Here is a 19,465-nt window from a genome sequence, read left to right on the forward strand (position 1 = left end):
GTCAGCGGGGGTTGTAGCAGGGGGCGTCGAGGCTGTGGCCGGTGGCGGTCGGGCCCGCGATGAAGTCCGTGATCACCTTGCTTCCGGTGAACTCCCGCTCGTCGGGACGGGCGATCACCGACTCGCGGTACGCCGCCGCGTTCGGGCTGCCCGAGAAGTTGCCCGCCTTCCTGGGCAGCATCCCCTCGTAGTCCACGGTGGTGACCTGCCCCAGCGCCTCGTGCACGCCCGCCCGGGTCATGTTCCCGTTCGCCGCGGCCTTCTCCAGCACCGCCTTCAACGGGTACGACAGGACCCAGCCCGAGGTGAACGCGTCGTCCGGCTGCACCCGGCCCAGCGCCAGCCGCATCGCGGTGTGCCCCGGCGAGTCGGACGCGAACGGCTTCCACGGCGCCACCACCAGGTAGCGGGCCTTCAGCGAGGCGCCCGCCGGGGTCTGCAGGAGGGAACCCACCCAGGTCGGGTTGTTGCCCATGAAATGACCCTGGAAGCCCGCCGCCACGGCCCCGCCGACGATGGCGGCGGTCTCGGCCGGACCCACCGTGAGCATGACCATGTCCGGCTTGCGTTCGAGGATGGCCTGGACGGCCTCGTCCTGCTTGCCGGCGCCCTGCGGGGTCTCCAGCTCCGAGAACCGCAGGCCGCGCGCCGACGCGGCGGTCCTGGCGCCCGCCGCCCCGTCGCCGCCGTAGTCGCCCGGATAGTGGACGGCCATCACGCTCTCGGCCTCGAAGGCGTCGACGGCGTGGTCGACCGCGTTCATCGCCTCGAAGCAGTACGAGGCGCCCGACTCCATGATGACGTCCTCGAACTCCCATTTGGACGGGTAGGAGCCCGGTACGGCGATCATCCGGGTGGAGCGCAGGTCGTCCAGGATCGCCTCGGTGGTCGGCGACCCCAGGCTCTGCGCCAGCGCCAGCACCCTGTCCTTGATCTCCTGGTACGCGCGGCGGTGCGTGGCGGGGTCGTACTTGTTGTCCCGGACATAGGTGTGGACGTCGACGTCGTAGCCGCCGATGCCGCCCTGCCGGTTGACCCGGTCCCAGAACGCCTTCTGCGCCGTCACCATCGGCACGCCCAGGCCCGTGAACGGCCCCGTGGTCAGGTCGGAGATGATGCCCAGGTAGATGCAGCCGTGCCCGGGGTTCACGGCCTTCGGGCAGGGCTCGCCGGTGACTCCCGGACCGGACGCGGCGCCGCCGTCGTCCGGTCCGGAGGCACAGCCCGCCAGCGCCGCCAGCAGCGCGGCCCCGGCGACCAGGGACCTGCCCCTGGATCTGTGCCCGGGCCTGTGCCCGGGACGGGATCGGGGCCTGTCAGAGCGCACGGAGACCATCGATCACTTCCTTGAGAATGCGCCTGTCGGGGGGTCCGGCCGTCACGACCGGGGTCTGCACGCTCATCAGCCCGCGGTCCAGCAGATCGCTCACCAGCACCCGGATGACGCCCACCGGCAGCCGCAGATGGGAGGCCACCTCGGCCACCGACACCGGGTTGAGGCAGAACTCCAGGATCCGCTCGTCCTCGGGGCCGAGCGTGTACGGGTCGGGCATCGGCACCTCGGCGGTCACCACGACCGCGATCAGGTCGAGATCGCCGCCGCGCCGCCGGGACCGGGTGCGGCCCCGGGTGACCGCGAAGGGACGGACGACGGGACCGGCCTCGTCGTCCACCCACAGGTCGTCGTCCCGGCGGTGCCGGTCCGGATTCGGATACCCGCCCGGCAGATCGCGGGACATCACGCACCGCCGGACCCGGGCGCACGGCCCGTACCGGACGGGTCGTCCGCGACGCCGCCGTCCCCGGCCGGCCCGGCGTCCGCCGTGTCGGCATCCGGGGCCTCGGAGCCGTCCGGCCGGGGTGCGACGATCGGGGTGCCGAACCAGTCGGGGCTGCGGGACGGAACGGACTCGGCCGCGTCGGCGCGGCCCCGCTCCCAGCCACGCTGCATCATCGACACGAGATGGCGGGCGGCCTCCGGCGACCGCTCCTCCGGGCCCGATCCGGCCGGTTCCTCCGCGGCCGAGCGCTTCAGCTGCGGCGCCAGATGTGCCTGACGGCGCCGCACGGGCAGCCGGGACCACTCATCGGACGCGTCGGAGCCCGGCGTCCCGGAACGTTCCGCATCGCCGCCCGGACTCCTGCCGGCCAGCTCGTCGAACGTCGGCGTCCCGGGGGGAGCGACCAGCGCGAGACGCTCGTGCGGCGCCGCCGGCACGGCGTATTCGCCGCTGTCCGTGACCGCGTACGCGGCGGGACGCTCGGAGGGCCGCTCCACCACCAGCTCCCGCGGGATCAGCGCGATGGCGACGATCCCCCCGTACGGGGACGGACGCAGCGTCACCCTGATGCCGTGCCGCGCCGAAAGGCGGGCCACGACGAACAGGCCGAGCCGGGCGCTGTCGTCGAGGTCGAGCTCGGGGTCGGTGGCCAGCAGCCGGTTGAGCTCCATCAGCACGTCGGGCGCGACGCCCAGCCCGCGGTCCTCCACCTCCATCGCGAACCCGTGCGCGACCTCCTGCCCGGTCACCCGGATCGGGGTGCTGGGCGGGGAGAACGCGGCGGCGTTCTCGATCAGCTCGGCCATCAGGTGGATGGTGTCGGCGACCGCGGGTCCGAGCAGCGCCGTCCGGCCCATCGGCACGACTTCGACCCGGGCGTAGTCCTCGACCTCCGCCGCCGCCGCGCGTGCCACGTCCACCATCCGGACCGGGTCCCGCCAGGTCCGCCCGGACGGACGGCCGGACAGGATCACCAGGCCCTCGGCGTGCCGCCGCATCCGGGTCGCCAGCGCGTCGAGCTCGAACAGCCGCTCCAGCTCGTCGGGGTCCTCGGTGCCGCGTTCCATGGTCTCCAGCATCCGCAGCAGCCGCTGCAGCAGGGACTGGTTGCGGCGGGCCAGCGTCACGAACACCTCGTTCAGCCGCCGGTGGGCGCGGGCCTCGCCCTCGGCGGCGCGCACGACCGCCCGCCGGGTCTGCGCGAACGCCCGGTCGATCTGCTCGACCTCGGTCACCCGGAACCGTCCCGCGGGCCCGCCGCCCGGAGTGTCGTCGGCCGGTGGCTCCTCGCCGCGCCGGGCCCGCTCGGTGATCTGCGGCAGCCGGTGCTGCGCGAACGCGTTGACGGTCGCGGCCATCTCGCGGCTCTCCACGACCAGCCGGCGGCCCGCCCGGACCGCGATGAGGATGGCGGCGATCACCGCGAGGAGTCCGAGCCCGCCGGTCAGGCCCAGCCGCAGCAGCACGGCGCCCGCCTCGTCACCGGCCCGCCGGGTGTTCTCCGCGCGGATGCTGGACGACAGCGCCGCCAGCTCGGCGTCCACCGCCTCGGTGGAGGTGTGCCAGGCGCCGATGTCCACGTCGGGCCGCCCGCTCGTCGGGCCGCCGCGCATCAGCCGTTGCTGCAGGTCCTCGAAGCGGCGGAACTCCGGCCCCGACACGATCCGCGTGTACCGGACCCGGTGGTCGCCCGGCAGGTTCCGCGCCGCGTCGGCGTACAGGAACCGGTGCGCCCCGGCGAACTGCACCAGCTGCAGGTGCTCGTCCTCGCTCAGCCGCCCGGCCGCCAGCGCGCCGGTGACCAGCGCGTCCTCCCGGGACAGGTTCTCCCTGGCGCGTTCGAGCGTGCGCAGGATCCGGCTCCGCCGCACCAGCTGCGGGTCGATCGAATGGACCTCGTCGTAGATCTCGGCGCCCATCTCGATGTACTCGGTGTAGCGCGCCATCGCCTCGGCGCGTCCGAGGCTGCGGTCGTCGACCGTGGCGCGCAGCGGCTCCAGCCCGCCGAGCATGCTCGCGAGCCGCACCATCCGCTGCCTGGTCTCGGGACGGGTCGCGCCCGCGATGTCGCCGTCGGCGGCGGAGGCGCGGAACCGCGCGCGGGCCCGGTCGGTGACCGCCCGCTGCGCCTCGAACCCGGCCCGGCCGATGGTCGCGTCGTCGCCCAGCGCCGACAGCGACATCCGCCGCTCGTCCTGCAACGCGGCGATGACCCGGTCGGTGGGCTCCAGCACCTTCTGCGTGAACGTGCGCGCCTTGGCCTGCCGCAAGCTGTCCTGCAGCGACGTGGTGGCGGCGACGCCCCACAGCACCACCAGCGCCGTGATCGGCGGGACCAGCAGCAGCACGATCCTGGACCTGACGGACCTGGCCCTGCCCCTGAGAACCGCGGGCCGCCTCCGCCCGGCCGATTCCGTCCGCCGGGCCATTACGCCCCCGGGCACATCGGACGGTCAACGCTCATGACGACCTCCGCGCTACTGTGATTCAGCTCACTCAGCAGGCCGGAACGCTACTCCATCCTCGTGAGACACTTCGGCCATATGACTCACCCGCGCGGATCGTTACCAATGTGTGATTCAGCCCTCTGACCTTGATCAACACTCCACGGCCTCACGCACCGTCCCCACCCCACCACGACCACCCCCCGGCGAATCGGCGCCGCGCGTCCCGCACGGCAACCGCTGGATCCTCGCGGCCCCGGCGCGCCCGTCGTCCCGCTCCCCGGCCAGGCGATCATCAACGACCGCACCACCCAGGCCCTGGAGATCACCCTCCCGGACACCACGAGCCACGCCTCACCGAAGCCATCCTCCCCCTGGAGTCGCCCCGCTCATTGGTCGAGAACGTGGACGGACGAGACGTCGTGTACACAGGCCCAGCGCGCCACCTGCACGCGACTACGGGATGAGCGTCAAACCTTTCGAGATTGTGACAATTCGAATGATCTTGTCCGCGCAAGAGTAGAGTCACTCCTCTGTGGGGGATCTGTACAACGGATCTATTCCATGGAGGTGGCCAATGCCGGGGAAAGAATCGCCTGGTCGTCACCGCGCGCCGCGGGCAGGCCGCAAGCGGCGCGATCGCGGCCATTGTTTCGGCCTGTACGCGCTGGTCATCGGAGTGGGCGGCGCCCTGTCCAATCGCGATTGGCGCGGCCGCGGCCGTAGTTTCGGCCTGTACGCGCTGGTCATCGGGCTGGGCGGCACCCTGCCCAGCGGGATCGTGGTGTTGCTGCTCTGGACGTCCATCCAGGGCTCTCCCTGGGAGGGGCGGATGACGCTGCCGCTGCCCGTGAGGCCGCCCCTAATGCCGAAGGAGGCGCCACCCCCTTCAACGGAGGAGCCGTCCCCTCAAAAGGACGAGGTCCCGCCGACCCGCCCCACACCGCGGAGGAACCCGGGCCACACGGTGGACGCTCATTCGATCATTCAGGCGGAGGATGGTGTGGCACAGTCCGGCGTCACGTTCAGGTACACCTCCGACACGGGAGGCGGACAGCACGCGACCCGGATCGGCGACGGCGACCAACTGCGCTTCGACCGGGTCGACTTCGGCGCGAAAAGCAAACGCGTATTGCGGGCCCGTGTCGCGTCCGGCGCTCCCCGCGGGGTCAGCGGGATGGTGCGGGTACGGCTCGACAGCCCCACCGCCAAGCCCGTCGGGGACTTCTCCATCGACAGGACGGGCGGATGGCAGGCCTGGCGGACGGTTCCCGCCAACCTCACCTCGATCGGCGGCGTCCACACCGTCTACCTCACCTTCGAGAGCGACCACCCGGCCGATTTCGTGAACCTCAACTGGATCAGGTTCGACAAGAGATGAGCTGATCGACAAACCAGCGTCCGAGCTCAGCGGTTGGGGCCTTGGGTGACGGAGCCGCGAAGAGCTGCTCCACGCTCTGCGTTCCTCCACGTTGTCTAAAGTGTGGAAAGGCGAACCGAAACGAGGCTTGCAGAGGCTGCGATGGCGAACGGGCAATCTCTTGATGTGGTGGACACGGCCGACCTGGAAAACGCCGCCGAACTCGCCTTGACGGCTTTCTGCTGGTGGCGCGCCGATATCCCACAGGATGTATGCGAGGCCTACTGGCGCGATGTGCACGGGATCATGTTCACCCGTGTTCCGGGCCTGTGGCAGTACCGACAGCTGCGCCTTGCGGCCAACCGTCCCGATCTCTGGCCGGCAGTCCAGGGCATCTCGTTCGATGCGCAGGACGTGGCTCAGCCTCAGGGCATGCCGCACGGGCTCTTCCTGTCCGAGGCCGACCTGGTCGCGTTCGGCGCCAATCCGATCACGAAGGAGACCATTCCCAACGACGCGCACAACTTCATCGGCCGCATCGGTGCCCAACTGTCGCCTTCATGCAGGGGCCGCACGCTCGTCGACCGCATCAACGATCCCGCGATGCAGGGCCCTCCCTCAGCACCGACCTTCGTGCTCTGCTTCGTCCCTAGAGCGAACGCAGCGTCGCCCGATGCGTTCCATCGCCACCTGATCCAGCACGTTGCACGCCCCTGGAGTGAGCATCCGGACGTCATGCGTTTGCGTGTCGAGCCGCTTCCCCCGTACGACCGGTCGGCAATGAGCTCGCCTGGTGTGGCGCACCAATGGCCGAACGACGAGACCTATCTTGGCTGGATCGAGCTGGCTGTCCGCAACGAGGGCGTGATCGGCGATCTCCTGTCGGGCGCGGGCGCCGACGAACTCGCCGGACAGGTCAGGGCCGTCCACACTTACCCGGTCCGCGAGATCTACACGATCATCTCTGCGGGACGGCCGACCGAGGTCGGCCTGCGCGGCTATCCGGCGGTGCAGACGATCATCGCCGCAGGCGCCGACGATCAGCGCAGTGAGGCCGTCCTGAACGTCCTCTTCGGCGATGCTGTGCGCGGCCTGGATCAGCTCAGGCGGCGAACCTGACGAGGCACCCGGGCCTTGCTGAAACTTCCGGCTGGCCTGCGGAGTTCCCATCCGTACAAGACGTGGACGCGGCCCTGGGACGACCCTGGGCTGTATGACGCTGCTGACGGACGAGGGCTACGGGAACCGGACCTTCACCGTGCGCGACCCGGAGGGCAACCTCTGGAGCTTCGGTACCTATCCCGGTTCCTAGGGCATGTACACGGAGTGAGTCTCATGGACACGTCTATTCACTTGGAGTCATCGATGACCGTTCGCCGTGTCGTGCCCAACTTCCAGTCGAAGGCCGTGCAGGAGAGCCGGGAATTCTATGGGCTGCTGGGCTTCGAGGAGGTCATGAACCTCGGCTGGGTCATGACGCTCGCTTCCCCGTCCAATCCGACAGCGCAGGTCAGCTTCTTTGCCGACGACAAAACCGCACCGGTCACCCCCGACATGAGCGTTGAGGTGGACGATGTGGACGCGGCCCATGCGGCCATGCGGGACAGCGGTGCGGAGATCGTGCATCCCTTGCAGGACGAGGAGTGGGGAGTGCGCCGGTTCTTCGTCCGCGACCCCAACGGCCGGGTGGTCAACGTGCTGGGCCACCGCTGACATCCGCACCCGCGCATCGGCCCGGGACACCGGTAATGGGCTTCTGCCCCTGCGGGCGGCCCCTCTGGCTCGCCACTCCGCCGCGCGACGAATACGCCGCCGTCTACACCGCCCACGCCACCACGGCTTCACAGCCCGGGCCCCGTGCGGAGCACCCCGCCGCGCTCCGAACGGGTAGGCCGCGGTAGCCGCCGACCCATGGCGGACCTGAAGGCCGAGTCCGCGTGCCCGCGGGACGTGATGACCTCAAATCGGGGTAGCGGAGGGCACATGCACACTCTCATCAACGGGCTGATCGCCGGAGCCGCAGGCACAAGCGCGCTCAACGCCACCACATACCTCGACATGGCCATCCGGGCGCGCGGCGGTAGCAGCACACCTCAGCAGGCCGTCGAGAAGATGGCCGAAGGCATGCAGGTCGACCTCGGCGAAGAGGAACAGGCGGAGAACCGCAAGGAGGCCCTGGGCACCCTTCTCGGCTACGGAACCGGCCTGGGGGCGGCGCTCTGCTACGGGTTGGTGGCACGCCGCCGGGCATCCTGGCCGGTCGGCGTTCTCACACTCAGCGCGCTCGCCACGCTCGGGTCGAACGTCCCGCTCGTCGCGCTGGGCATCACAGATCCACGCGAATGGTCCGCTACAAGCTGGGTCTCCGACATCGTGCCGCACCTGGTCTACGGGGCCGCCGCCTACGCCGCCTACGAGCAACTTCGCTGACGAAGCCCCCATCGCCCGGCCGTCTAGGTGCCGGACGGCCCGGGTCGGCCACGCGGCTTCGCGTCCCCAACGCCGCCGCCGCAACCACCGATGCGCCCGCCGCCACCTGCACCCGCGGTGGCTGCCGATCGCGGGGCGGACGGTGGTGCGCGGGATGGACGCGGCGGCGGTCGGGGACGATCCGCCTGGCGGTGGCGCCGACGACTGATTGAGAGGTCGCTCTTGCTTATGCAGGTAAATACCTGCATGATGAGGTTCATGACCGCACGGCAAGACGCCCTCGACCTGGTGTTCAAGGCATTGGCCGACTCCACCCGACGTCTGTTCCTCGACCGGCTCCGCCGGCAGAACGGGCAGACGCTCACCGAGCTCTGCAGCAGCCTCGGGATGGCGCGCCAGTCGGCGACCCAGCACCTCGACCTGCTGGTGCAGGCCAACCTCGTCGTCGTCGTACGACGCGGGCGGGAGCGTCTGCACTACCTCAATCCCGCCCCGATCAACGAGATCGGGGAGCGCTGGATCGCGGCGTACGACGCGCCACGACTGGCCGCCCTGAGCGCCATCCGAGACCGAGCAGAGGAATACGCCATGCCTGAGACCACCACGACCGTTCCGACGTACGTCTACGTCACCTACATCCAGGCGACCGCCGAGCAGGTGTGGAAGGCGCTCACCGACGCCGACCTGACCGCGCAGTACTGGCACCACGCCAACGTGTCCGACTGGCAGGTCGGCTCGCCCTGGGAGCACCGCCGCGTCGACGGCTCGGACGTCGTCGACGTCGTCGGCACCGTGCTCCAGGTGGAGGCGCCGACCCGGCTCACCGTCACCTTCGAGGACTCCCCGGAAGAGGAGCGGGTCAACGGGCCGTCGGTCGTCACCTTCCTGATCGAGCCGCACGCCGACATCGTCCGGCTGACCGTGACCCACGAGAACCTGCCCGACGTGGAGGCACGGAACCGCATGTCGGGCGGCTGGCCGGCGGTGATCGCCAACCTCAAGTCGCTACTGGAGACCGGCACGGTCATGCCGACGGCGCCCTGGGAGACCCCGGCGGCCAAGACGTCATGAGCCGCGCCCTGCCGGACGACCCCCGGCGCACAGAAGGACAGACCACGGGGCGGCCGCATGTCCACGTCGAGATGACTGTTCGTCGCCGTCGGATTCGTGCTGGCGATGTCGCTCGTCCCGCCGGAGCGCATGGGCCGGGCGATCTCCGTGGTCGTCTCCGGTCTCTTCGTGTCGACCGCTCTTGGCGTGCCGCTGGGCACGCTGGTCGGCCAGGTGCTGGGCTGGCGCGGCTCGTTCACCGCGGTCGCCGTGCTCAGCGTGGTCGCGCTGGTCGCCATGCTGATGCTGATCCCCTCCATGCCCAGCACCGGTGGCGGCGCGGGAAGCCAGGCCGGATACGCGTTCGCACCGCGGGTGCTCGCCGCACTGGCCGTGAACGTCGTGGCGTTCGCGGCGGTCTACTCGGCACTCACGGTGGCGTGGCGGTCGGCGCCTTCACCGCCTCGTCTGCGGTGATCACCGGCCTGGTCATCGCGGTGATCTCCATTCCGGTCGCCTGGGCCGCCGGCTTCCTGAAGCCTCCGGTAATCGCGGACGCGACAGAGCCCGCAGGGGCGGCGGATATGACCCCCGAGCCTGCGTGATCATCGACTGATCAATCATGGAAAATCAATGATCTGGAGGACGCACATGAGTGGCTTGCTGCTTGAGAACAAGAACGCCGTGATCTATGGCGGTGGGGGCGCCATCGGCGGCGCCATCGCACGGGTATTCGCCCGGGAAGGCGCGAGGGTCTTCATCGCCGGGCGGACGCAGGCGAAGCTCGACGCAGTGGCGCGTGACATCGCCGCCACGGGCGGAACGGTCGAGACCGCGCAAGTTGACGTTTTCGATCCACAGGCGGTGGAAAAGCACGCCGATGCGATCGCGGCGACGGCGGGCAGCATCGACATCGCCCTCAACGCCGTGAGCGTCATGCACGACCAGGGAACTTTGCTGGCGGACCTTTCGCTTGAGGAGTTCATGCGGCCGATTGACGGTTTTCTGCGGACGCTGTTCATCACAAGCAAGGCTGTGGCGCGGCACATGGGTCGCGAGCGTCCCGGCGTCGTCCTGACTTTGTCCGAGCCGGGCGCCAAACTGGCTGTAGGCGGCATCTTGGGGCACGGCGTGAGCTCGGCCGGCAAGGAGGCGTTCTCGCGGCTTCTGGCCGCGGAGCTGGCACCCGGCAACATCCGGGTCATCGGCATCCGTCCCCACGCTGTCATCGATGCGCCGGCAGCGGGTTCCTACACCAAGGACCTCTTCGAACCATCCGCGGCAGAGGCCGGGCAGTCGGTCCAGGAATTCCTCGAAGGCGGGGCAATGGTGCAGGGGACGATTCTGAAAAGGTTGCCCACCCTCTCTGAGATAGCAGAGACGGCCGCGTTCCTGGCTTCAGATCGCGCTGGAGCCATGACCGGAACAGTCGCCAACCTGTCCGGCGGCGCACTCGTGGACTGAGTCTGTACCAGGTGCGAACGTAGCTGAGAAGGGGTGAGGCGCCTGTCCCGCTGGTTGCGGGGCAGGCGCCTCGTGCTCGGCCGGCCAGCGAACTGGCACGGAAGCAGTCCAAGTCGCGCAAACCGAAACGCCGTGAACGGCGGAAGATGAAGCAACTGCACACGTGGATGCCCGAGTGTCAGAGGAAGCCGGGTGCGGAGGTGTGCCCAATCGCTCGAAAGCGTGCTCGTAGGCGGGCCGTTCGTGGGCCAGGGCCGTCCAGTCGTCCCGCTTCTCGGCGATCTTGAGGCAGGCCGCATCGGTGAGGGCCCGGGCTTCGTCCCCCACGTCCTTGTCGGTGGCCGAGGCCGGCCGGGTGGCCGGTGGTCCTAGGTCGATTGGACCTTGGGGATCGGGACCGGTGGCCGACGCGGGGGAGCGGGGGCGCGGGCCAGCATGAAGGTCATGACCACGACCTATGAGCCCGAAGCCGCCGGCAAGGCGCCGGCGCGTTCGTCGACTCCCGGCTGGGCGGCTCTGCTGGCCGCGTCCATCGGGCAGTTCCTTGTCGTCCTGGACATCTCTGTCGTCAACGTCGCTCTGCCCGAGATGCGCACGAGTCTCGGGTTCGGTGCGACCGGCCTGCAGTGGGTCGTCAATGCTTACTCGTTGACGTTCGCCGGGTTTCTGCTGCTGGGCGGACGGGCGGCGGATCTCTTCGGACGCAAGCGCGTCTTCCTGGTGGGGCTCGGCCTGTTCACCGTGGCCAGCCTCGCCGGTGGGTTCGCGCAGGGCGGGAGCATGCTGATCGGTGCGCGGGCCGTGCAGGGGCTGGGGGCGGCGATCCTCGCGCCCGTCACGCTTTCGCTGGTCACCGCCACTTTCCCCGCCGGGCCGGCCCGGACGAAGGCGATCGCCATGTGGACGGCCGTCGGTACCGCCGGGGGCGCCACGGGCGGACTGGTCGGCGGTCTGCTGACCGACTATCTGAGCTGGCGCTGGGTCTTCCTGATCAACGTGCCGGTCGGCCTGGTCGTCGCGGTGATCGCGGCGCGGTGGCTGCGGCACGGCCGTGACACCGGTGGGCGCGCCCGTCTGGACCTGCCGGGGGCGGTGCTCGTCACCGGCGGGGTGGGGCTGCTGGCCTTCGGCATCGGGCGGATCGAGACCCACGGGTGGACGTCGCTGGTTCCGCTGACCGGCGGGCTCGCGCTGCTGGCCGCGTTCGTCGCCGTCGAAGCGCGGTCCTCTCATCCGCTCGTCCGGCTCCGGCTGTTCCAGTTGCGCAGCGTCGCGGTCGGCAACCTCGCCACCCTGGTGATCACGATGGGCGGCTTCGCGCTCTGGTACTTCCTGTCGCTTTATATGCAGAACGTCCTGGAGTACAGCGCGGTCCGCACCGGGTTGTCGTTCCTGCCGCACACGGCGGGCATCATCATCGGGTCGAGGCTCGCTCCCCTTCTCATGGAGCGCATGGACGCGCGGTTCCTGGCGGGCGCCGGTGGGCTGCTCGCCGCGGCGGGGTTCGCGTGGCAGAGCGTCGTGCTGGACGCCGACGGCACCTTCCTCGGCTCCGTGTTCGGGCCGGGCGCGGCCATGGCGCTCGGTTTCGGGCTGCTGATGACGCCGCTGGTGGAGGCGTCGACCAGGGGCGCGCCCGACGATGAGGCGGGCGCGGTGGCGGGTGTCGTCAACACGTCCCGCACCATCGGCGGCGCGATCGGCCTGACCGTCCTCGGTGCGGCGGCGGCCGCGTCCGGCCCGGAGCTCGTGGACGGCTACGCGACGGCCTTCCTCGTCGCCGCGCTCATCACCGCCGCGGGGACGGCGCTCGTCCCGTTCCTGCCGCGGCGCCGGGCCTGAAAAGGGACCGGGCGCCCGCTGGAGAGAGCGGGCGCCCGGGGTGTGAGGGGGTCAGTGGCGGGCGAGGGCGGGGGCCTCGGTGAGGGTGATGCCCGGCGTGACGCCGGTGCGGCCGTACCGGAAGTTGTCCTCGACCTCGGCGATCTCGGCGGCGTTCGGGTCGGGGTTGCGGCATGACGTCCCGGCGCTGGCCCCGGACATCAGGTCCGTGCACCGGCCGGTGCGCCGGTCCGGCAGGCCGAGGATGTGGCCGAATTCGTGGGATGCGATCCGGACCGTGTAGTGGCCCTCCCAGACGGCCTGCCGGCCCATCCAGATGGTGCCGCGGCCGAGGCCCGTGACACGGGCGCGGGGCCAGCCGTTGTCGGCGTAGACGACGACGTCGGCCGGGGACCCGGGCACGAGCTGGACGTTGCTGACGCGTGCGTTCCAGATCCGCGCGCCCTCGTCGACCGCCGCCCGGAACTCGGCGGCGCGGCTGGCGTCGTAGCGGATGGTGCGGACGGCGTCGGCGGCGTGGGTGGCGGGCGCGGCCGAGGCGGGGACGCCGGTGCCGGTCAGGAAGGCCAGGCCGAGCAGCAGCGCGGCGCAGACCCTCAGAACGTTTCTGATGACCATGGGTTTCCTCGTGGTGGGGGAGCGGGCAGGTCAGGCGTTCACGGCCGCGCCGCCGATGATCTGCAGGATGCGGGAGCGGTAGGCGGTGACGTCGCCGTAGATGGCGGGTGAGACGGCGCACTGCGAGGCGGTGCCGCGGCTCGTCGCGCCGACCAGCCGCCACGAGCCGGGTCCGCCGATGACGGCGGGTCCGCCGGAGTCGCCGTAGCAGGCGCCGCGGCCGCCGCCGCCCTCGATGCACAGCTCGGTGGACGCGCGGATGCCGGAGCAGTACCCGTCCGAGATGATCCGCGTGTCGAGCTGGCGGAGACCGACCGGCGCGGGGCCGCATCCCCGCACGGGACAGGTCTGCCCCCAGCCGATCAGGCGCGTCGCCGAGCCGACCGGCGCGCTGGTGGAGATGGGCACGGGCGCGGACGACGCGGGGCTGGACAGCCGGAGCAGGGCGACGTCGCCGCCGATCACCTGCCGGCTCGCGACGCGGCGGACCTCGCCACCGGAGTTGTACCGGGTGGTGCCGATCCTGACCTGGTAGGGCGTGCCGCAGTGCGAGGCGGTCACGACCCAGCTCGCGGCGACGAGCGAGCCGCCGCAGCTGTGCCGCCCGGACGAGCTCTGCAGCGACGCCATGAACGAGTAGACCTGGGACGCGGGCACACCGCCCACGATCTTCGGGGTGGGCGGCGGGGTGGGGTCGGCGTGGGCGATCGACGTGCCGGACAGCGCCACGAAGGCGACCGGTACCGCGGCGAGCAGCCTGAGCTTCTTCATGAGCGGGGGTCCTTTCACACGAGTGCGGGGGAAACGTGCCGACCGCGGGCCCTGACGGTCTCCGTCCGGTGCCACGGAAGCGGGTGTGCGCCGGACGGTTCCACCGACTATTGACCAGAAAAGCGAAAATCTCCAATGCCGAATCCCGCATGGGTCTCCGCAATAGAAGGCTTTCCATACAGAGAGCGGGCGCCACCTGCGAACCTTCTACGGCCATCCCGTCCCCACTGAAAGGAAGGCCACTTTTCAACTCGCTCGTTCACATTCGCGTGTAACCCGCATTGGGACGGGGTGTGCGGCGGCGCCGCGGGAGAAGGTGAGCGGGACGGCACCGCACCTGGAGGTCGGGTTGGACGAGGATGCGCAGCTCACCTGCGTCGGAGTCAGGATCGGCGGGTGGGAGCGGCTGAGCACGCCGCAGCGGATACGGGCGCGGGTGGAGTCGGTCGAGGGCATGCGGCGGTTCGGCGGCGGCGCGGTCGGGCTGGTCTTCGCGTCCGGCGAGGTCCTGGTGTTCGTGCTCCGGGCCGACCCCGCCGAGGCGGCGGTGGCGCTGCTGGACGTTCTGCGCCGCCATGAGCCGGGACGGCGGGGAACACGCGTCGCCGTCACGGGCGGTTCGGCGGGCCCCCGGTCGGGAGCCGAGGCCGTCGCCGAATCGATCCGAATGCTCAGGGGAGGGAACCGTCGAGATCACGAGGCGGCATTCACCTTTCTGCTGAGCGATCTGCTGCATTGGCATGTGCGGGACGCGTCGCCCATGCCGCGGTTCCAGCGGGTTCGCGGCGAAGCGTTCGGCCCGGACCGCTGGGTCTGGCCGGCGGACGCCCCGCCGGCATCGGCGCGGAGGGTCGGGCGGGCACCGGTCCGGCCGCGCCGGGGCCTGCCGCTGACGCGTGCCCGCGATCACGCCGCGGCGATGGCGGAGCTGCGGCGGATCCTGCGCGTCCGGCCCGGCCCGGAACCGCTCTTCGCGCTGGGGGAGTGCCACCTGAGGCTCGGCGAGCGGCGGGCGGCGGTCGAGACGTGGCGGTACCTGCTGCGGCGGTACCCGCTGACGCTGGCCGCCTATCCGCTGATGGACCTGGAGGAACTCGACGACGTCGCAAGGGCGTACCTGTCCGACGGCCTGCGCATCGTCCGGGCCCGGCCCGCCCTGGCGGCGCAGCCGGAGCGGTTCGAGCACGATCTGCTGCTCGCGCTGGCGACCCGGGCCTACCGGCGGGGACGGCAGCGGGCGGGGGACCGGCTGGTGAACGAGGCGGCCGGGGTGTACCCGGCGGGTGCGGCGCCGCTGCGGGTGCTGGCCGTCGAGGCCGTCCGGCGCGGGGACCGCGAGGGTGCGCGGCGGCTGCTCGACGCGGCGCTCGCGCGGGCTCCCGATCGGCGGAGCCGCGGGGGGCGTGGGCGGTCGTCCCCCCTCGGGAAGTCCGAGGAGACGTAGATATGTGGCGTGTGACCCGGTTCGCAGGTGGGGATCCTGCCATACTTGGTCCCCGTCCAGGCGGCGTCCGACCCCGGGCGGGTCGGTGCGGCGAGACGCGCGTGCGCTGAGGAGACGTCCCATGACGAGCTCCGGTTGGCATGACCATTCGTTCCTGGGGCGGCTGTCTCCGCCCGCCCGCGAGACCGTGCTGCGGCTCGGGACGCCCAGGACCGTGCAGCCGGACAGGCGGCTCATGCGGCAGGGGGAGCCGGGGTCGGCGGTGTACGTGCTGCTGACCGGCCGGGTCGGTGTGGAGCGGATCGTGGAGAACGGTGCCCTGTCGCTGCTCGGCATCCGGCACGCCGGTGACCTGGTGGGCGAGATGGCGGTGATCAACGACGATGTGCGCACCGCCACGGTGACCACCCTCGACCGGTGCGTCGTCTCGGCCATCGCGGCGCGGCCGTTCATGACGTGCCTCACGCGGTACCCGGAGGCGATGCTCGCGCTGAGCCGGATGACGGGGGACCGGCTCACCCAGGCCAACACCTACCGCGCCGACGCGGCCGGGTACGAGGTCGACGTCAGGCTGGCGCGGGCCCTGCTGTACCAGGCGGGACGGTTGCCCGAACAGGAAGAGGGCCGTCCCGTCGTCAGGCTCCGGCAGAAGCAGCTCGCGATGCTCATCGGCGCGCAGGAGGGCACCGTGCAGAAGGCCCTCAAGGGCCCGGCCCTGCGGGACCTGGTCGCGTGCGGACGTGGCCGTGTCGTGCTGCTGGACGTGCCGCGCCTCGCCCGGCTCGCCGAGATGCCACCGCCCCCGGGCCTGCGCCGCTGAGCGCGCCCGCGGTGAACGCGGCGGCTTGTGAGCCGTTACCGGCTTTCCCGTACTGGTGCGGGTTGTGACGCTCGCGGGACCGTGAGACTTCGTGCCGAAGCCTGAGAAGGGGGAGGCATGGGGGCCCGGTCACGTCGTTCGCTGTGCGCGGGGTTGGACATCAAGGGGTGGAGCAGGCGGCTCGTTCCCGAGCAGATCCGCGCCCAGCAGGCGCTGGTCAGCGTGGCGCTGGCGGCCTGCCGGGAGGCGGGGCTGCCGGAGCGGATCGTGCAGAGCAGCGGCGACGGCGTGCTCATCATGCCGCCGAGCGACATCGACGAGAGCGCGGTCATCCCGGCGCTGGTCGCGGAGCTGGAGGTGGCGCTCCGCCAGGAGAACCGGCTGCTGGCGGAGGCGGCGCGGATCCGGCTGCGGCTCGCGCTGACCAGCGGGCTCGTCACGCCCGGCCCGGCCGGGTTCAACGGCACCGCGGTGATCGACTGTTTCCGGCTGCTGGACAGCCCGCCGGTCAAGGCCGCGCTGGAGGACTTCCCCCGGGCGCAGCTCGCGGTGATCGTCTCCGACCACCTGTTCCAGGACGTGATCCGCAACGGGTTCCGGTCGCTGCGCGCGGAGGACTTCTGGCGGGTGCGCAGCACGGTCGCCGGCAAGGGGTTCTCCATGGACGCCTGGCTCTATGTCTCCGACCGCACCGGCGGTCCCGTCCCAACGTCGTCAGGCTCCACGGGGGCGCCGGACGGCGGACCGGACACCGAGCGGGGCATCGGGGCGGACACCGGTCGGCGCGGCGGGGCGGACGCCGAACCGCCCCGCCGCTTCCCGGACGCGTGGGCGCTGCTCGAACAGGGGCGGGCGGAGGAGGCGATGCGCCTGCTGGACGAGGTGCCGCCGGACGACCGGGAGGCGTGGGCGGCGCTGCTGGACGTGCGCGCGGAGGCGCTGATGCGGCTGGGCGAGTACGAGCGCGCCGCGCTCGACCTGGAGGAGCTGCTCGGCCTGCGCGGCGATCCGGTGTCGCCGCCCGGGCCGCGGGCGCTGCTGCGGCTCGGCCGCTGCCACGCCGCGCTCGGGGCGGTGCAGGAGGCGCGGCAGACGTGGACGTTCCTGCTGGAGCACCGTCCCTCGTCGGTCGAGGCGTATCTGGAGCTGGGACGGCTGGAGCGGCGGGCCGGGCGGGCGGCGACGGCGCAGAACTATCTGGTGGAGGGGCTGCGGCTGGTCAGGGGGGAGCCGCGCGGGGTCGAGCCCGCGGTGGCGGACCGGCTGCTGGACGGTCTTCTGCGCGAGCTGTCCGCCCTGCCCGTCATCGATGACGGGGAGGACGACGGGGCCGGCGTGGCCGAATAATTCTCTAAAAACAAATTCTAGTTCGAGATTCTACATTGGTGAGGTAAACAAAGCCGCCGAACGGGTCGAGCGCGCCCGCAAATGGAGCAATTCGGGCACGATCGAATCTCTTGATCAAAACGGCGGTCAGGGTGGAATTCGTAACAGTCGGATAACTGATGCCGACTCCTATGTCATGCTTCAGTCATCCTCGGGAAAGTTGGGTCGTACGGGGTGGTTAAGTCACCATTGCACAGGGGCTCTGGAGAATGATGCGAAGAGCGGGCCGCGCTTTCGCGTGCCCAAGGGGCCGGATCGCCGTGGGGGCGGCGATCCTGGCCGTCCAAATGTGGCCGCTCGCCGCGAGCGCCGCCGCGAACAGCGCAGCGAACGCCGCCGCGAGTACCGCCGTGAGCACCGCGGCCGGTGCGCCGGAGCCGACGCTGATGGACGTGTCCATCCTGGTCGACGAGTCGGGCAGCCTGTCGGACGCCGACGTCCACGAGGAGATCGAGGCCGCCACCACGATCGCGCTCGGCGGCCTGAATCCCCGCAGCCGGGTTTCGGTCCACGGTTTCGGCAGCCAGAACAAACCGGGACAGAACGCAATAACTGAGGCGTGTCCCCCCACTGTTCTGGACAGTTCCGTGAAAAAGGACGCGCTGGCCTCGTGCGTCCGGAAACTGCACCGCCGCGCCGACGGCGAGGGAAGGCCGGCGACAGCGAGTTCAAACGGGCCGGCGAGAACGCGGCCGTGGAGACGCTGAGCGTCGTCAACCCGCTGAACGGCGAGTGGACGATCCGGCTCACCGCTCCCGACAGGCTGTCGAAGCAGCTGGTCAGCGCGACCGCGATCTGGCAGGGCGCGGTCAGCTCGTCCCTGGTGGTCGAGCCGCCGAGCGCCCGGACCGGCCGGCCCCTCACCGTGCGGCTGTCCCTCGTCACCCGCCGGGGCGCGATCACGGACGCGAAGGCGCTCTCGGGGCTGACCTTCACCGTCCAGGCCACCGGGCCGCCGCTGGAGGCGCCGGAGAGCATCGTCATCCGAGACGACGGCAAGGACCCCGACGACCGGGCGGGCGACGGCCGGTACGCCGGCACGTTCACGGCCCCGCCGCGGCCCGGCGACGTCACCTTCACCGGGGTCGTCAGCGGCTACGGCGTCCGCGCCGAGAGGGTCCCCGTGACCGTGGCGATCAGCGCGCAGGCGCCCGCCCTGCAGGGCCGCGTCGCGTTCTCGTCCGACCCGGTCGTGCACCCCGGCACCGAGGTGCGCGGCACGGTGACGATGGAGAACGCCGGTGCCCCGGTGCGGGGCCGGCTGGTGCTGGAGGGGTCCGGACGGGCCCGCGCGGCCCTCACCGGCGACACCGGCCTGGCGATCGGGCAGGGCACCACGACCCGCCCGTTCACCGTGGAGTTCCCGGCCGACGCGGGCCTCGGCGGCACGTCGCTGACCGTCAAGGTCGCCGACGCCGCCGACCCGTCGAAGGTCTACGCGAACGGGCAGCTCACCGTCACGGTGGAGAACCCGCCCGGCTGGTTCGAGGAGCACCGCCACGAGATCGCGGGCGCGGTGCTGCTGATCCTCCTGCTGGCCCTGCTGCTCTACCTGCGCCGCCGCGCCCGCCGCGCCCGGAGAGACGTGCGGGGCCTGCGGGCGTCCCTGCGGCGGGACGGTGCGGAACTCGCCGTCCTCAAGGCCCCCGGGAAGTGGGCGGACGAGTTCAGGTTCGTCGTCCACGACGCCTCGGGCGGCGGCGACCCCGGCCTGGACTACCCGCGCTCCGGTGACCGGCCCGTCCGCGCCCGCCGCGGCGCTCCGGGAAAGGTCGTCGTGCAGCTTCCGGACGGCCCGCGCCACGAGATCGCGATCGGCGGGGAGGGCGAGCCGTTCGAGGAGACCGGCCTGACGCTGGCCTTCACCGACACACGCGTGCGCCGGTCCCTCCGGTCCGGCCGCACGCCGCGACGAGCGACCACGGCACGAACCGGCACGGACGCGGCAGGCGCGAGCCAGAACGGTTCCCGCCCCGGACCCGGGCAGCCGGAGCCCTCCGCCGCCCCCGCATCGCAGACCTACGACGACCCCTGGCTGTAACGGCCGGTCAAGAA

General features: G+C 71.3%; 18 protein-coding genes. 13 read left to right on the top strand and 5 right to left on the bottom strand.

The genetic code is table 11. The annotated features are described in order from the left end of the window. Nucleotide 1: 1 nt before the first annotated feature. From ACTWPP_RS11850 to ACTWPP_RS11860, 3 genes are read right to left on the bottom strand one after another with little or no spacing between them, the layout of a single operon-like run. A complete protein-coding gene (locus ACTWPP_RS11850; RefSeq protein ID WP_443104240.1) occupies nt 2-1,336 on the bottom strand; it encodes an ABC transporter substrate-binding protein in 1,335 nt (444 codons plus the stop codon). Beyond that, nucleotides 1,317-1,739, bottom strand: a complete 423-nt coding sequence (locus tag ACTWPP_RS11855; protein WP_443104241.1) for a DUF742 domain-containing protein — start codon at nt 1,737-1,739, stop codon at nt 1,317-1,319. The genes ACTWPP_RS11850 and ACTWPP_RS11855 overlap by 20 nt, the downstream gene beginning before the upstream one ends. Continuing rightward, nucleotides 1,739-4,129 (bottom strand): nitrate- and nitrite sensing domain-containing protein, encoded by a 2,391-nt coding sequence (locus ACTWPP_RS11860; RefSeq protein ID WP_443104242.1) that lies wholly within the window; start codon nt 4,127-4,129, stop codon nt 1,739-1,741. Before ACTWPP_RS11860 ends, ACTWPP_RS11855 begins: the two co-directional genes overlap by 1 nt. Nucleotides 4,130-4,802: 673 nt before the next feature. Between ACTWPP_RS11860 and ACTWPP_RS11865 the strand changes: the two genes are divergently transcribed. The 8 genes from ACTWPP_RS11865 (at nt 4,803) to ACTWPP_RS11900 (ending at nt 12,371) form a co-directional block, all read left to right on the top strand. Next, entirely contained in the window at nt 4,803-5,606 is an 804-nt protein-coding gene (locus tag ACTWPP_RS11865; RefSeq protein ID WP_443104243.1) for a carbohydrate-binding protein, read from the top strand. Between the two features lie 141 nt (nt 5,607-5,747). Continuing rightward, a complete protein-coding gene (locus ACTWPP_RS11870) occupies nt 5,748-6,704 on the top strand; it encodes an ethyl tert-butyl ether degradation protein EthD (RefSeq protein ID WP_443104244.1) in 957 nt (318 codons plus the stop codon). 246 nt (nt 6,705-6,950) lie between these two features. Then, on the top strand, nt 6,951-7,298 hold the full coding sequence (locus tag ACTWPP_RS11875) for a VOC family protein (RefSeq protein ID WP_443104245.1): 348 nt from the start codon (nt 6,951-6,953) through the stop codon (nt 7,296-7,298). Between the two features lie 270 nt (nt 7,299-7,568). Continuing rightward, on the top strand, nt 7,569-8,015 hold the full coding sequence (locus ACTWPP_RS11880) for a hypothetical protein (RefSeq protein ID WP_443104246.1): 447 nt from the start codon (nt 7,569-7,571) through the stop codon (nt 8,013-8,015). A gap of 258 nt (nt 8,016-8,273) precedes the next feature. After that, nucleotides 8,274-9,086, top strand: coding sequence for an SRPBCC domain-containing protein (locus tag ACTWPP_RS11885; protein ID WP_443104247.1), 813 nt, complete (start codon nt 8,274-8,276; stop codon nt 9,084-9,086). A 75-nt stretch (nt 9,087-9,161) separates the two neighbouring features. Then, the gene (locus ACTWPP_RS11890) at nt 9,162-9,542 is read left to right on the top strand and encodes an MFS transporter (RefSeq protein ID WP_443104569.1); all 381 of its coding nucleotides are present in this window, start codon (nt 9,162-9,164) and stop codon (nt 9,540-9,542) included. A gap of 174 nt (nt 9,543-9,716) precedes the next feature. Next, nucleotides 9,717-10,529 (top strand): SDR family NAD(P)-dependent oxidoreductase, encoded by an 813-nt coding sequence (locus tag ACTWPP_RS11895; protein ID WP_443104248.1) that lies wholly within the window; start codon nt 9,717-9,719, stop codon nt 10,527-10,529. A 444-nt stretch (nt 10,530-10,973) separates the two neighbouring features. Beyond that, entirely contained in the window at nt 10,974-12,371 is a 1,398-nt protein-coding gene (locus tag ACTWPP_RS11900) for a DHA2 family efflux MFS transporter permease subunit (protein ID WP_443104249.1), read from the top strand. A 51-nt stretch (nt 12,372-12,422) separates the two neighbouring features. On the opposite strand, the gene ACTWPP_RS11905 is transcribed toward ACTWPP_RS11900, so the two are convergent. Continuing rightward, on the bottom strand, nt 12,423-12,989 hold the full coding sequence (locus tag ACTWPP_RS11905; protein WP_443104250.1) for a snapalysin family zinc-dependent metalloprotease: 567 nt from the start codon (nt 12,987-12,989) through the stop codon (nt 12,423-12,425). 30 nt (nt 12,990-13,019) lie between these two features. Further along, nucleotides 13,020-13,760, bottom strand: coding sequence for a S1 family peptidase (locus ACTWPP_RS11910; protein ID WP_443104251.1), 741 nt, complete (start codon nt 13,758-13,760; stop codon nt 13,020-13,022). A gap of 316 nt (nt 13,761-14,076) precedes the next feature. Between ACTWPP_RS11910 and ACTWPP_RS11915 the strand changes: the two genes are divergently transcribed. From ACTWPP_RS11915 to ACTWPP_RS11935, 5 genes are all read left to right on the top strand, one after another. Then, a complete protein-coding gene (locus tag ACTWPP_RS11915; RefSeq protein ID WP_443104252.1) occupies nt 14,077-15,204 on the top strand; it encodes a tetratricopeptide repeat protein in 1,128 nt (375 codons plus the stop codon). 121 nt (nt 15,205-15,325) lie between these two features. After that, a complete protein-coding gene (locus ACTWPP_RS11920; protein ID WP_443104253.1) occupies nt 15,326-16,024 on the top strand; it encodes a Crp/Fnr family transcriptional regulator in 699 nt (232 codons plus the stop codon). Nucleotides 16,025-16,141: 117 nt separating this feature from the next. Further along, nucleotides 16,142-17,371, top strand: a complete 1,230-nt coding sequence (locus ACTWPP_RS11925) for a tetratricopeptide repeat protein (protein ID WP_443104254.1) — start codon at nt 16,142-16,144, stop codon at nt 17,369-17,371. Between the two features lie 326 nt (nt 17,372-17,697). Next, the gene (locus ACTWPP_RS11930) at nt 17,698-18,117 is read left to right on the top strand and encodes a hypothetical protein (protein ID WP_443104255.1); all 420 of its coding nucleotides are present in this window, start codon (nt 17,698-17,700) and stop codon (nt 18,115-18,117) included. Beyond that, complete coding sequence (locus tag ACTWPP_RS11935; protein WP_443104256.1) at nt 18,105-19,451, top strand: choice-of-anchor X domain-containing protein; 1,347 nt, start codon at nt 18,105-18,107, stop codon at nt 19,449-19,451. The genes ACTWPP_RS11930 and ACTWPP_RS11935 overlap by 13 nt, the downstream gene beginning before the upstream one ends. Nucleotides 19,452-19,465 lie beyond the last annotated feature (14 nt).

The sequence above is a fragment of the Actinomadura sp. 3N407 genome, assembly GCF_052245875.1.
Lineage (GTDB): Bacteria > Actinomycetota > Actinomycetes > Streptosporangiales > Streptosporangiaceae > Spirillospora.

Bases quoted from the DNA above. Each gene is read 5' to 3' on its own strand.
- ACTWPP_RS11865 (WP_443104243.1), top strand. From the start codon at position 4,803: ATGCCGGGGAAAGAATCGCCTGGTCGTCACCGCGCGCCGCGGGCAGGC.
- ACTWPP_RS11870 (WP_443104244.1), top strand. From the start codon at position 5,748: ATGGCGAACGGGCAATCTCTTGATGTGGTGGACACGGCCGACCTGGAA.
- ACTWPP_RS11930 (WP_443104255.1), top strand. From the start codon at position 17,698: ATGTGGCCGCTCGCCGCGAGCGCCGCCGCGAACAGCGCAGCGAACGCC.
- ACTWPP_RS11900 (WP_443104249.1), top strand. From the start codon at position 10,974: ATGACCACGACCTATGAGCCCGAAGCCGCCGGCAAGGCGCCGGCGCGT.
- ACTWPP_RS11875 (WP_443104245.1), top strand. From the start codon at position 6,951: ATGACCGTTCGCCGTGTCGTGCCCAACTTCCAGTCGAAGGCCGTGCAG.
- ACTWPP_RS11885 (WP_443104247.1), top strand. From the start codon at position 8,274: ATGACCGCACGGCAAGACGCCCTCGACCTGGTGTTCAAGGCATTGGCC.
- ACTWPP_RS11905 (WP_443104250.1), bottom strand. From the start codon at position 12,989: ATGGTCATCAGAAACGTTCTGAGGGTCTGCGCCGCGCTGCTGCTCGGC.
- ACTWPP_RS11850 (WP_443104240.1), bottom strand. From the start codon at position 1,336: ATGGTCTCCGTGCGCTCTGACAGGCCCCGATCCCGTCCCGGGCACAGG.
- ACTWPP_RS11925 (WP_443104254.1), top strand. From the start codon at position 16,142: ATGGGGGCCCGGTCACGTCGTTCGCTGTGCGCGGGGTTGGACATCAAG.
- ACTWPP_RS11910 (WP_443104251.1), bottom strand. From the start codon at position 13,760: ATGAAGAAGCTCAGGCTGCTCGCCGCGGTACCGGTCGCCTTCGTGGCG.
- ACTWPP_RS11855 (WP_443104241.1), bottom strand. From the start codon at position 1,739: ATGTCCCGCGATCTGCCGGGCGGGTATCCGAATCCGGACCGGCACCGC.
- ACTWPP_RS11895 (WP_443104248.1), top strand. From the start codon at position 9,717: ATGAGTGGCTTGCTGCTTGAGAACAAGAACGCCGTGATCTATGGCGGT.
- ACTWPP_RS11920 (WP_443104253.1), top strand. From the start codon at position 15,326: ATGACGAGCTCCGGTTGGCATGACCATTCGTTCCTGGGGCGGCTGTCT.
- ACTWPP_RS11880 (WP_443104246.1), top strand. From the start codon at position 7,569: ATGCACACTCTCATCAACGGGCTGATCGCCGGAGCCGCAGGCACAAGC.